Origin of the sequence: Roseomonas sp. TAS13 (assembly GCF_001950415.1) — a bacterium.
Lineage (GTDB): Bacteria > Pseudomonadota > Alphaproteobacteria > Acetobacterales > Acetobacteraceae > Roseomonas > Roseomonas mucosa.
On sequence record NZ_BDLP01000110.1, the window covers coordinates 1 to 12,632 of the forward strand.

Below are 12,632 nucleotides of genomic sequence, written 5' to 3' on the forward strand. Positions count from 1 at the left end.
GCTGATCCGCGGCACCGCCCTCTCCGTCGCCCGCCGTCTCGGCAAGGTGGAGCGGATCGAGCGCGCCGAGGGCGTGGAGCTCGGCCTGCGGGTCTTCCTGCACAGCCGCTCCGGCCGGCGGCAGGCGATCGTCTCCACCACCGACACCGACCCCCTGTCCTTTCCGCCCCTGGCCGAACGCGCCGTGGCCATGGCCCGCGCCGTGCCGGAGGACGGCTTCGCCGGCCTGTCCGAACCGGCGAGGTTCGACCTGCCCGACCTCGACCTCACCAGCGGCGCCCGCCCGGATGTCGAGGAACTGGCCGCCCGCGCCGCCCAGGCCGAGGACGCCGCCCTGGCCATCCCAGGCATCACCAATTCCGAGGGCGCCGAGGCCGGCTGGTCGCACCGCGAATTCGCCCTGGTCACCTCCACCGGCTTTTCCGGCGCCTATGCCCGCTCCGGGCACCACCTCTCCGTCGCCGCCCTGGCGGGCAGCGGCACGGGGATGGAGCGGGACTACGACCATGTCTCCACGGTCCACCTCTCCGACCTCGACGACCCCGCCACGCTGGGCCGCCAGGTCGGCGAGCGCGCCGTCCGCCGCCTGAACCCCAGCCGCCCCGCCACGGCGCGCCACACGGTGGTCTACGACCCCCGCATCGCCGCCTCGCTGCTCGGCCACCTCGCCGGGGCGCTGAACGGCGCCGCCGTGGCGCGCGGCACCTCCTTCCTGCGCGGCAGCATGGGCCAGCCGGTCATGGCCCGCGGCCTGACCGTCCGCGACGACCCCACGAAGCCCCGCGCCCTGCGCTCCCGCCCCTTCGACGGCGAGGGCCAGCCGGGCGCCTCCCTCGCCCTGGTCGAGGACGGCACGCTGCGGAGCTGGGTCCTGGACGCCCGCTCCGCCCGCCAGCTTAACCTCTCCACCACAGGCCACGCCACGCGCGGTCCCTCCTCGCCTCCGGCTCCGGCCCCCAGCAACCTGTGGCTGGAACCCGGCACCCTCTCGCCCCAGGCGCTGATGGCCGATATCCGCGAGGGACTCTACGTCACCGAGCTGATCGGCCACGGCGTCAACACCCTGACCGGCGACTACAGCCGCGGCGCCGCCGGCTTCATGATCCGCGACGGCCAGCTCGCCGAGCCGGTCAGCGGCCTGACCATCGCCGGCAACCTGCGCGAGATGTTCCTCGCCATGACCCCGGCCGACGACCTGCGCTTCCGCCGGGGCACCGACAGTCCGACGGTGCGGGTCGAGGGGCTGACCGTGGCGGGGGGCTAGCGTTCCTTGCCGCCCCCGCCGCCGGGTCCATCGCGCCACCAGCCGGTGTGGGCGCCCGTCCACCCGCGACGGATGCAGGACGGCACTCCAAGACCCGCCGACAGGCGCATTGTTCGCAAGAAGGGCCGCTAGCGCGATGACCTCCCTATCCTGGGCACAGAATCAGGAAGATGTGATGCTGTGGCGGGCGCTGAAGCATGTCCCGGACGGCTTCTACATCGATGTCGGGGCCGCCAAGCCCGGCCACCTGTCCGTGACGCGCCTTTTCTACGAGAACGGCTGGAGCGGGATCAACATCGAGCCCAATCCCCAGCTCTTCCAGGAACTCCAGAAGGCAAGGACACGCGACGTCAACCTGATGGTCGGCGCCGCCGAAACGTCCGGGACGAAGACGTTCTACCGGATCGGCACGACAGGGCTCTCGACGCTGGACACCGCCGTCGCCGAGCATCACGCGGCCACCGGCTGGGAGGTCGAGCGCATCGACATCGCCTGCCGCACGCTGGCGGACATCTGCGCGGAACACCGTCCGGAAGGCCCGATCCACTTCCTGAAGATCGACGTGGAAGGCGGGGAGGGCGCGGTGCTGGCCGGCATGGACCTGCACCGCTTCCGCCCCTGGATCATCCTGCTGGAAGCCACGCGCCCCCTGTCGCAGGAGGAGGACTACGGCTGGGAACCGTCCCTCCTGGACCATGGCTATCGCTTCGTCTGGTTCGACGGCCTGAACCGCTTCTATCTGGCGGAAGAGCATTTCGACGAGCTCGGCAGGCACTTCCAGGTGCAGCCCAATGTCTTCGACGACGCCTTCCGTTCCGCCGGCCTGCCGGTCGAGCTGGAGGCCGCGCTGTCGCGCGCCACGAGCGCGGAGGCCCAGCGGGACGGACTGCTGGCCGAGCTGCAACAGGCCCGGGACACCGCGACCGCGGATGGACACCGGGCCGGGGAGAAGATCGCCTCCCTGGAAGCCGCCTTACGGGAAAGCCAGGACGGCGCTCTCGCCCGGCAGAGCGAGGCCGAGCGGAAGATCGCCTCCCTGGAAGCCGCCCTGCAGGAGAACCGGGATGCCGCCCTGGCCCGGCAGGACGAGGCCGAGCGGAAGATCGCGGCCCTGGAGGCCGCGTTGCAGGAGGCCCAGGATGCGGCCCTGGCCCGCCAGCACCGGTCGGAAGTCGAAATCCGCTCCCTGAAGGCAAGGCTGGTCGAACTCCGTGTCACCTATGGGACGAGCCTCCGGGACGCGCTTTCCGACGCCGCGGAAGCGGATCGGCAGAAACGCGGCCTGGCGGAGCAGCAGGTCGCGGAGGCCATGCAGCAGGCCGCCGAGGCGATGCGGCAGAACCGCCGGGCCGCGGAAGAGACCGCGCAGCGCGAAAGCGTGGCCCATGCCCTGCGCCTCCGCGCGGAGCAGGCCGAAGCCCGGTTCCATGCGCTGCAAAGCAGTACCTCATGGCGCGTGACCGCGCCGCTGCGCGCGCCCGTTCACCTGATGCGGGGCGACCTGACCCCGAAGGACGTGGCCCGCCGGATCTTCCACAAGACACTGCGCTATGTCCGCCGCGTGCCGGGCGGGCGGCCGGCCGCGAAGCTGTTCGGCCGCGTCATGCCCCGGGCGTCCGGCTGGCTGGAAATGCGCTACCGCTACTACGACCAGGCGGCGGCCCAGCGCCTGACCTGGCCCATGGCGCAGCCCGAGGCGATCTGGCCCCAACCCATGGCCCTGGAGCAGCCCAGCCATTCCGTGACGGCCCTGCCTGCCGCGCCGGACAGCGTGTCGGGGCTGGGTGGTCGTGAGGGCAGTATGTATCGATACCTTGCGAAATTGTTCAGAAAGGCCTGAATGGTCACGCAACCCATGTTCGTGACAGCAAGGCGGGAACGGTACTGATATGCGGCTTGTCATCGACCTGCAGGGCGCGCAGGGAAGCAGCCACGAGCGCGGTATCGGCCGTTATTCCCGGGAGCTTGCCGCCGCGATGGCGCGCGCCCCGCGCGGCCACGAGGTCGTCGTCGCGCTGAGCGGTGCTTTCCCGGATGTCGCCGGCAAGCTGACCGAGAGCTTCTCGGCCATCCTGCCCCGGGATCAGATCAGGTCCTGGCACCCGCCGCCGGGAACCTCCTTCTTCGCGCATTCGCCGAACCGCGGCGTCGCCGAGCATCTGCGGGCGCAGTTCCTGGCCTCCCTGCGCCCCGACCTGATCCATGTCTCCAGTATCTTCGAAGGGCTCGGCGACGATGTGGTGACCCGCTGGCCCGGGCCGCTGCAACGCCTGCCGGTCGTCGGGACCTGCTACGACCTGATCCCGCTGATCCTGCGCGAGACCTATTTCGGCCCCAGGGGCATCATCTCCAGCGGCCAGAACTGGTACTATGGCTGCCTGCAGGAGATGTCGCTCTCCACCGGCCTCCTGGCCATCTCCGAATCCAGCCGCCAGGAAGCCATCCGGTATCTCGGCTATCCGCCCGGGCGTGTCTTCAACATCCGGGCCGGCATCCACGGCGACTTCCGCCCCGCCTCCCTGGACGAGAAAGGACGCGCGGCGCTGCTGCAACGCTACGGGCTGAAAGGGGAGTTCATCCTCTTCCTCGGCGCCGGCGACATCCGCAAGAACGAGGCCGGGCTCATCGGCGCCTATGCCCTGCTGCCGCCGGACCTGCAGGCACGCTACCAGCTCCTCATCGTCGGCAAGATGGACCCCGGAACGCTGCACAGGGTTGCAGCGGAGCACGGCATCCCGGAAGAACGGTTCGTCATCGCCCGCTTCGTCGAGGAGGGCGACCTTTCCGCGCTCTATACGGCCTGCTCGCTCTTCGTGTTCCCGTCGCTGCATGAAGGCTTCGGCCTTCCGGCCGCGGAAGCCATGGCATGTGGCGCGCCGGTCATCGCCAGCAATACGACGAGCCTGCCGGAGGTCGTGGGAAGGGCCGATGCGCTCTTCGATCCCACGCGGCCCGAAGAGATCGCGGCCCGCATGAGGGAGGTCCTGGACAACCCTTCGCTGCGCGATTCCCTTGTGGCCCATGGGCGGGAGCAGGCGAGGAAGTTCACCTGGCAGGCCAGTGCCGAGCTGGCCTGGGACGCGCTGGAGCAGATCGCCCTCCTGCGCCGCGACGAGGAACTGGGGGCCACGCGCCACGCGGTGCTGCGCCCGAGGCCCAGTCTCGCCTTCGTATCGCCCCTGCCGCCGCAGGCGACCGGCATCGCGGACTACAGCCGGGATCTCATCCCGAGCCTGGCGAGGCACTACGACATCACGCTCGTCACGGAAGCCTCGCCCGTTGACGATCCCAGGCTGACCGGCGGCTTCCCGGTCATCGATCCGGAAACCTTCGCCGCGAAGGCCGACCGTTTCGACCGTGTCCTCTACCAGATCGGCAATTCCGAGTTTCACCGCTTCCAGCTGCAGGACCTGCTCCCGGCTATCCCGGGGGTGGTCACCCTGCACGACGCCTTTCTCTCGAACGCCCTGCATGCCTTCGCGCACCGCAGGGGAAAGCCCGAGGGCTTCCGGGAGGATCTCTATGCCTCCCACGGATACCGCGCCGTCGAGGCCTACGAAGCGGAAGGCGATCTGGCGGCACTCGGCTCCTTCCCATGTTCGCTGCCGGTCCTGGAAAGCGCCATCTGGCTCATCCAGCATTCCAGGCACGCGCAGGAGGTGCTGTCCCACCATTTCGGCGAAACGGTCACCCGCAAGACCAGCGTCATCCCTCACCTCCGTGCCTTCCGCCCGCGCCCCGGCCGCGCCGAGGCCCGGCGGAAGCTCGGCCTGGCGGAAGACGCGTTCGTCATCTGCAGCTTCGGGATCGTGGCGGCGACCAAGCTGCCGGAACGCCTGATCGGCGCGTGGCAGCGTATGGACGGCGATCCGGGCCTGCTGGTCTTCGCGGGCCTGCTGGCGGACGACGCCGCCCATCTGGCCGAGGGCACGGCTCCGGAGCAGGATGCGGACCAGCCGCGCTTCCTGGGCCGCATCGACGCGGACACCTACGACCTGTGGCTCGCCGCATCCGATATCGCCGTGCAACTCCGCAGCAAGTCACGCGGCGAGAGTTCCGGCGCCATCGCCGACTGCCTTGCCGCGGGCCTGCCGCTGATCGTCAACGCGCATGGCTCCTCGGCCGAACTGCCCGATGAATGCGTGATCAAGCTGCCGGACACGTTCAGCGACGAGGAACTGAGCGCGGCGCTGACGTCGCTGCGCGACGATGCCGGGCGCCGCGAGGCACTGGGACGTGCCGGCAGCGCCTATGCGGCCGAGGTTCTCGGGGCCGATGCCGTCGCGGCCCAGTACCACGCGGCGATCGAGAGTGCCTATGCCGCGTCTCCAGCCCCGGCCATCGCGCAGATGGGCCGCAGCCTGGCGGATCAGCCCAGCCTGTCGCAGGAGATTCTGGCGGACATGGCCCGCGCCACGGCGCGAACCCTGACGAGGCCGCTCGTCAGGCGTGTCTTCCTCGAGCTCTCCGGCTGGAGTCCGGAGAAACCCGGCCATGGCTCCGGCAGGGCGGTCGAGGAGACCTGCCGCCGCCTGCTCCGGCATGACGTGTCCGAGGCCCGGGGAGAAGCCGTCCGCTTCCTGGATGGGCGGCTGCACTATGCCCCGGACATCGCCTCGGCCCTGCTCGGCACGACGCTCCTGCCGGGCTGGCAGCGGCCGCTCGATGCCGGCGAGGGCGATATCCTGTTCTGCGCGGTCCCACATGCCGGAATGACGCATGCGGAACTCCGGGAAATCCAGCGCCTGCGCCTTTCGGGGGTGCAGGTGGTCGTGCTGCTGCATGATTCGCTGCCGCTGCTGCAGCCCGAACGCCTGGGAAGCGATGCGCTTCCCCTGGCGGACTGGCACGCCCGGCTGCTGGCCATCGCGGATGGCGCCGTCTGCTGGTCGCCCGCCACGGCCCAGGGGCTCAGGTCCTGGCTCGACGATGGCCAGATCACGCGGAACTGCCCTCTTCCGATAGCCAGCCTGCGGGCCGGCGCCGATTATGTCGGCCCCCTGCCGGCGAAACTCGGCGACACGGAGGAAGGAGCCTATCTCGCGGCCATCAGATCCGCGGCCCGGCGCCCCACCCTTCTCATGAACGGTCCCTTCGCGATCTGGGATGGACTCGATCAGGCGCTCGAAGCTGTCGAGACGCTATGGTCCGAGGGATATGATGTCGCGCTGACCCTGGTCGGCCCCATGGGAAAAGGGATGGGACGTTTCGCGGCGGCCTTGCGCCAGCACCGCGAATCCGGATACCGGCTGCACTGGATCCTCCAGCCCGAGGAGACGAAGCAGCGCCAGCTCCGGACGGTCTGCTCGGCCCTTTTGGTCACGTCCGAGAGCGAGAGCAGCGTCCCCTTCGTCGATGAGGCCGTGCAGGTCGGGCTTCCGGTCATCGCCCGGCGGCTGCCGGGCCACGACGGGGTATGGCGGACAGACGTCACCCTCTACGAAGGGGCCATCTCCACCGCTCTTCCGGACGCCATACGGCGCACGCTCGGGCAGGCCGCGGCAAGCGCCTCGCGCCCGGCCGGGCGCGGCCCGTCCTGGAGCTGGGACAGCGCCATCGCGCGGTTCCTGGATGCAGTGCTGCGGGGACAGTGGCCCGACGGCTGGCACCCCCCCGCTGCCTTCCCGCCGCAGCGGGTGGACGACGACGCCGTGCTCACGGAGGGATAGGCAGGCTCCGCCCGGATACCATCGCCGGACCGGGCTGGATCACCGCCGGGAAGAAACGGGGGCATGAGGCTGCGGCTATCCTCCATACACCTCCCGGTACAGCCCGATGATCTCCTCCTTCCCCGGCACGCGCGGGTTGTTGCCGGGGCTGCCGGAGGCCAGGGCCTGTTCCGCCATCAGGGGCAGGAGCGTGTTCCAGCGCCGCTCCTCGATCCCCCAGGCGGCGGGGGACGGCACCGCGAGGTCACGGTTCAGCGCGCGCAGGGCCTCGACCAGCCGGGCCGCGGCGGCCTGGTCCCCCTCCTCCGGCCCCGCCACGCCCATGATCCGCGCCGCCTCGGCATAGCGCGGCAGGGCACCCGGTAGGCTGTAGGCGGTCACGGCGGGCAGCAGCATGGCGTTGGACAACCCGTGCGGCACATGGAAATGCGCGCCCAGCGGGCGGGACATGCCATGCACCAACGCGACCGAGGCGTTGGAAAAGGCGAGCCCCGCCAGCAGGGCACCGCGCATCATGGCCTCCCGCGCCGCAACATCGTCCGGCCGGGCATAGGCGGCTCGCAGGTTGGGCACGATGAGGCGCATGGCCTGGCGGGCATAGTCGTCGGAGAAGGGGTTCGCCCGGCGGGACACGAAAGCTTCCAGTGCATGGGTCAGGCTGTCCACGCCGGTATCGGCGGTGATCCGGGGCGGGACGGTCCAGCTCAGCTCGTGGTCCACGATGGCGGCCAGGGGCAGGGCGCCCAGGCCGGCGATCAGCATCTTCTCGTCGCGTTCCGTGTCGGTGACGATGGTGAAGCGGGTGGCCTCGCTGCCGGTGCCGGCCGTGGTGGGGATGCAGATCACCGGCAGGGCACCGCGATCCGCCCGGGCGGGGAACTTCACGCTGCGGATATGGGTGCCGGGTTCCAGCGCGGCCTGGATGGCCATGGCCTTGGCGGTGTCCATCGGGCTGCCGCCGCCGAAGCCGATCAGGCAATCATGCCGGGCACCGCGCAGGCGCTCCACGCCCGCCGCCACCACCGTGTCGGTGGGATCGGGCACGGTGTCGGAGAAGACGGCCGGTTCGAGCCCGGCCTGCCGCAGCGGCTCCAGGCAACGTTCCACCATGCCGGAGGAGACCATCCAGGGATCGGTCACCACCAGGGGTCGGGACAGCCCGAACTGCGCCAGCACCTCGGCGACCTGCGCCACCGCGCCGCCGCCCAGGAGGATCAGCCGGGGCGTGACCAGGGAAACCAGCATTCTTCTTCCTCCCTTTTCGAGGAGGGAAGCATCGCGGATATCCCGGGATGCGTGAAGAGCAGCCGGGCAGTGGGGAAGTACCCTCCGCCACCCGGAAGCGGGCAAGAAAAAACCGGAGCCCGCTATGCCGGCTCCGGTTCCTTCATGACGCGCAGGTGCTCCGCCTGGAGGCTCTTTCCTCAGACGGAGTTCGAGCGTCGGGCCACCATGCGGTAGATGAAGAGGACGATAACCGCGCCGACAATGGAGGCGATGAACCCGGCTCCCTGTCCTGGTCCGTACCAGCCGACGGCCTGGCCGAGATAGGTGGCCACCACGGCGCCGATGATGCCCAGGATCGTGGTGATGATGAAGCCGCCAGGGTCACGCCCAGGCATCAGGAACTTGGCGACCAGGCCCACGATGAAGCCGATGATGATGGTCCAGATGATGCCCACTTCGGTGTCTCCGGAAACGTTGTGAAACCTTGAGCGCCGGCATGGCGGATGGGTTTCCTGCGGGACTGCGGGAATCGTCGCGGAGCAGGCGGGGGAATAGCCGGTGGACGAGAAGAGACGAGCGCGAGCCTTCCCTTGCCCCCTACGGCACCGGCGGAACCGTTTCCGGCAGACGCAGCCAGTGCTGCATTCCTTCCGCCGCCGCGCGGCCGGTGCTGAAACAGGCCTGGAGCAGGTAGCCCCCGGTCGGCGCCTCCCAGTCCAGCATCTCCCCCGCGGCGAAGATGCCGGGACGGCGGCGGAGCATGAAGTTCGCGTCCAATGCCTCTCTGCCAATGCCGCCCGCCGAGGAAATGGCGCGCTCGATCGGCCTGATCCCTGTCAGGCGCAGCGGGAGCGCCTTGACCAGCCCTGCCAGCCGCGCCGGTTCCGACAGGCTGTCCGGTGCCTCCCGCGCCGCCTCCCGCAGCAGGCCGATGGCCACGGGCGGCAGGGCCAGGGTCTTGCGCAGGAAGTTGGAAAGGGATTGCCCGCGACGGGGCGCGGAAAGGCGCCGCAGCACGTCCTCGGCTGGAAGGTCGGGCCGGAGATCGAGTTGCGGCACCGCTTCTCCCCGGAGGGCGATGGCTTCGCGCAAGGGGGCGGAAAGGGCGTAGAACACCCCGCCTTCCAGCCCCTCGGCCGTCACGACGGCCTCGCCCCGGACCGTGTGGCCCTCGAAATGCAGGGCGATGCGCTTCAGCGGCTCGCCGGCGGCACGTTCGCGGAACAGGGGCGACCAGTCGAGGGTGAAGCCGGCATTGGCAGGGCGGAGCGGCGAGATGGCGATCCCGGCATCGCGCAGGACCGGCACCCAGGCGGCGTCCGAGCCCAGGCGCGGCCAGGAGGCGCCGCCCAGGGCGAGGAGCGTGGCATCGGCCCGCCATGCGAAGGCTTCAGCCCCCTCGGGCTCGAAGAGCAGCCTTCCCTGCCTGTCCCAGCCGGTCCAGCGGTGCCGTGGGCGCAGGCGGACGCCCAGCGCATCCAGCCGGCGCAGCCAGGCGCGCAATAGGGGCGCCGCCTTGAAGGCGGTGGGAAAGACGCGGCCGCTGCTGCCGGTGAAGGTCGGCTGGCCGAGATCCTCGCACCAGCGGCGCAGCGCTTCGGGCGGGAAGGCGCGGATGGCGGCCTCCAGCCAGTCGTGGGCCGCGCCATAGCGGGGGAGGAAGGCGTCCAGCGGCTCGCTGTGGGTCAGGTTCAGGCCGCCGCGCCCGGCGATCAGCAGCTTGCGGGCCGGGGAAGGCATACGGTCGAAGACGGTGACGGCGCAGCCCGCCCCGGCCAGGCATTCCGCGGCGAAGAGCCCGGCGGGGCCGGCGCCGATCACCGCGACCGCCGCCGCGCCTCCGGGCCGCCCTTTCTCCGGGGAGGCCGCCGTCACGCCCCGAGCACGGCCTCGGCCTCGCGCACCACCTCGGCCAGGGCGCCCGGCTCGAAGGGGGAGACGAGGCCGGCGGAGCGGACGAGTTCGCCGAAGGGGGCGGAGCCGCCCTGGCCGCAAAGGGCGACATAGGCCTCCAGCGTGCCCGCGTAGTCGCGGCGGGACTTCACCCAGAGCTGCATCGCGCAGCAGAGCGCCAGGGTGTAGTCGATGTAGTAGAAGGGCGAACGGTAGATGTGGTGCTTGGCCTGCCAGCGCCCGCCCCGCGCCGGATGGGCGAGGTCGCCGTAATCCGTCCAGGGCATGTAGAGCTTCTCCAGCCGCTGCCAGATCGCGTGGCGCTCGGCCGGGGTGGCCCCGGGGTTGGCATAAACCTCGTGCTGGAAGTGATCGACGCAGACGCCATAGGGCAGGAAGGCGAGCGAGGTGATCAGGTGCAGGCGGCGGAAGCGGTCGGCGGCGCCGGGTTCCACCATCTTCTCCATCTGTGGCCAGGTAAGGAATTCGAGGCCCATGGAATGGATCTCCGCCGCCTCCATGGTCGGCCAGAGATAGTCGATGCCCGGCTGCTCGCGGCTTTCCCAGTTCTGGAAGGCGTGCCCCATCTCGTGCGTGAAGACGCCGATATCGTGGTTGGTGCCGTTGAAGTTGGCGAAGATGAAGGGCACCCCATAGCTGGGGAAGGAGGTGCAGAAGCCGCCGCCCGCCTTGCCCGGACGGTTCTTCAGGTCGAGGAAGCCGCCCTCGTGCATCAGGCGGTAGAAATCGCCCAGGCGCGGGTCCATCGCGTCGAACATTGCCTGGGCGCGGGTCACGAGCAGGTCGTGGCAGCCCGCGGGCTTCGGGTTGCCCTGGGGATCGACCAGCGCCTCATCCCAGAAATACAGCTTCTCCCAGCCATTCTCGCGGCGCTGCCGCTCCATCAGGCGGGAGACCAGGGGCACGACATGCTCCGCCACCTGCTCGCGGTAGCGGGCCACGTCCTCCGGCCCGTAATCCACCCGGCGCATGTTGCGGTAGGCGAGCGGGGTGTAGCTGTCATAGCCCAGCTTGCGCGCCATGCCGTCGCGCAGCTTCACCAGCCCGTCGTAGATCGCGTCCAGCTCCTTCGCGTTCGCCTCGAAGAAGCTCCAGCGCAGGCGTTCGGCGCGGTGGCGGGTGTCGCGGTCCAGGTCCTCGGCATAGGGGGCGAGGCCGGCGAGGTTCACCGACTTGCCGCCGATCTCGAAGCGGGCGGAGGCGAGCAGCGCGGTGTAGCGGGCGCCGAGCTTCGCCTCCTCCTCCAGGTCCTTCGCGATCGCCGGCTCGAAGGTGGTGATGTCTGTTTCCCAGAGGCGCAGCGCATGGGCGCCGGCGAGGCGCTCCAGCGCCCGGCGATCCGGCTCGGCCAGGAGGCGGCGCTTGACGGCGACCTCGTGCTCCGTCGCGACCGGGGCCAGGGCATCGGCGTATTCGCGCGCCGCCCTGACCTCCTCGTCGGTGGTATCCTGCGAGAAGCGCAGGTGCACCAGGGAGCTCCAGGTCTCGTATTCGCGCCGCAGCCGGTCCCATTCCTCCAGCGCCTCGGCATGGCCGGAGGTGCCGGGGCGGCCCAGCAGCGCCTCGATGACGGCGTATCGCGCGGAGAGGCTTTCCCGGCTCGGCGTCGCGGCGTCGATGTCCTCGAAGCGGATCTGGCTCATGGCGGTTCTTCCCGTTCGGGCTGTTCTTTCGGGGGGCGGTGCCCTCCGGCGCTACCTATCCTGCGCCTCGGCGCCGATCAGCGCGAGGCCCTCCGCCACCGAGACAAACTCGCTGCCGCCCGCCACCCGCTCCGGGCCAAAGCGGCGCTCGAAGAGGTGCCGTACCGCCGGGACCAGGGAGGTGCCGCCAGTGAGGAAGACGCGGTCCACCTCTCCTTCCCGCAGGCCCGCATCGGCCAGGGCGCGGTCCACCGCTGCCTCGAACTGGGCCAGCTCCGGGGCGATCCAGCGCTCGAAATCGGCGCGGGCCACCTCCTCCTCCAGCCGGAAGCCCTCATGCTCGAAGCGCAGCGTGGTGGAGGGCGCGCGGGAGAGCGCGGCCTTGGCGCCGGAGACGGCCTGGTAGAGCGCGTAGCCCGCCTCCTCCTCGATGAAGCGGATCAGGTGGTGCAGGCGCTCGGGGTGGTCGGCGGTGCGGGCGACCTCCTCGATCTCGCGCAGGGTGCGCGGGGCGCGCATGAGGGAGAGCCGGTGCCAGCGGGCGAAGTTGGCGTACCATCCGGGCGGCACGGGCAGGTCCTTGCCCATGATCTGGTAGCTGGTGCCCTTGCCGAAGCGCGGCGAGACCACATGATCGATGATGCGGTAGTCCAGCGCATCGCCGGCGATGCCGACGCCGGCATGGCCGAGCGGCGCGACGCGGCGCGGCGGGCCGGGCTCGAAGCGCAGGATCGAGAAGTCGCTGGTGCCGCCGCCGAAATCCCCGACCAGCACGGTGGCCGCGCCGTCGAGGGTGCTGGCGAAGCGGTGCCCGGCGGCCTCGGGTTCCAGCGCCACCTGGATCCGCCCCTGGCCGGCGGCGCGGAAGCCATCGCGCAGCCGGGCCTCGCCCAGCGCGTCGTCCGCCGTTTCCCC

The 12,632-nt window shown here is 70.6% G+C and carries 8 protein-coding genes; 3 read left to right on the plus strand and 5 right to left on the minus strand.

What is annotated here, in order from left to right; translation table 11 throughout:
* The 3 genes from ROTAS13_RS10780 to ROTAS13_RS10790 form a co-directional block, all read left to right on the plus strand.
* The coding region (locus tag ROTAS13_RS10780; RefSeq protein WP_075822325.1) for a TldD/PmbA family protein at nucleotides 1-1,264 on the plus strand (1,264 nt) is incomplete at its 5' end.
* A 175-nt stretch (nucleotides 1,265-1,439) separates the two neighbouring features.
* Nucleotides 1,440-3,104, plus strand: coding sequence for an FkbM family methyltransferase (locus ROTAS13_RS10785; protein ID WP_075822326.1), 1,665 nt, complete (start codon nucleotides 1,440-1,442; stop codon nucleotides 3,102-3,104).
* Nucleotides 3,105-3,153: 49 nt separating this feature from the next.
* Nucleotides 3,154-6,933, plus strand: coding sequence for a glycosyltransferase (locus ROTAS13_RS10790; protein WP_075822327.1), 3,780 nt, complete (start codon nucleotides 3,154-3,156; stop codon nucleotides 6,931-6,933).
* A 75-nt stretch (nucleotides 6,934-7,008) separates the two neighbouring features.
* Here the strand turns inward: ROTAS13_RS10790 and ROTAS13_RS10795 are convergent, their stop codons facing one another.
* From ROTAS13_RS10795 to ROTAS13_RS10815, 5 genes are all read right to left on the minus strand, one after another.
* On the minus strand, nucleotides 7,009-8,178 hold the full coding sequence (locus ROTAS13_RS10795) for an iron-containing alcohol dehydrogenase (RefSeq protein WP_075822328.1): 1,170 nt from the start codon (nucleotides 8,176-8,178) through the stop codon (nucleotides 7,009-7,011).
* Nucleotides 8,179-8,357: 179 nt separating this feature from the next.
* A complete protein-coding gene (locus ROTAS13_RS10800) occupies nucleotides 8,358-8,615 on the minus strand; it encodes a GlsB/YeaQ/YmgE family stress response membrane protein (protein WP_019461902.1) in 258 nt (85 codons plus the stop codon).
* A gap of 142 nt (nucleotides 8,616-8,757) precedes the next feature.
* Nucleotides 8,758-10,035, minus strand: coding sequence for a TIGR03862 family flavoprotein (locus ROTAS13_RS10805; RefSeq protein WP_075822329.1), 1,278 nt, complete (start codon nucleotides 10,033-10,035; stop codon nucleotides 8,758-8,760).
* The gene (locus tag ROTAS13_RS10810) at nucleotides 10,032-11,717 is read right to left on the minus strand and encodes a M3 family oligoendopeptidase (RefSeq protein ID WP_075822330.1); all 1,686 of its coding nucleotides are present in this window, start codon (nucleotides 11,715-11,717) and stop codon (nucleotides 10,032-10,034) included. Before ROTAS13_RS10810 ends, ROTAS13_RS10805 begins: the two co-directional genes overlap by 4 nt.
* A 51-nt stretch (nucleotides 11,718-11,768) precedes the next feature.
* A partial coding sequence (locus tag ROTAS13_RS10815) for an Hsp70 family protein (RefSeq protein WP_075822331.1) occupies nucleotides 11,769-12,632 on the minus strand: 864 nt, incomplete at its 5' end.

What these genes read in the sequence shown, in the direction of transcription:
- ROTAS13_RS10785 (WP_075822326.1), top strand. Translation starts at nt 1,440, where the DNA reads ATGCTGTGGCGGGCGCTGAAGCATGTCCCGGACGGCTTCTACATCGAT.
- ROTAS13_RS10790 (WP_075822327.1), top strand. Translation starts at nt 3,154, where the DNA reads ATGCGGCTTGTCATCGACCTGCAGGGCGCGCAGGGAAGCAGCCACGAG.
- ROTAS13_RS10795 (WP_075822328.1), bottom strand. Translation starts at nt 8,178, where the DNA reads ATGCTGGTTTCCCTGGTCACGCCCCGGCTGATCCTCCTGGGCGGCGGC.
- ROTAS13_RS10810 (WP_075822330.1), bottom strand. Translation starts at nt 11,717, where the DNA reads ATGAGCCAGATCCGCTTCGAGGACATCGACGCCGCGACGCCGAGCCGG.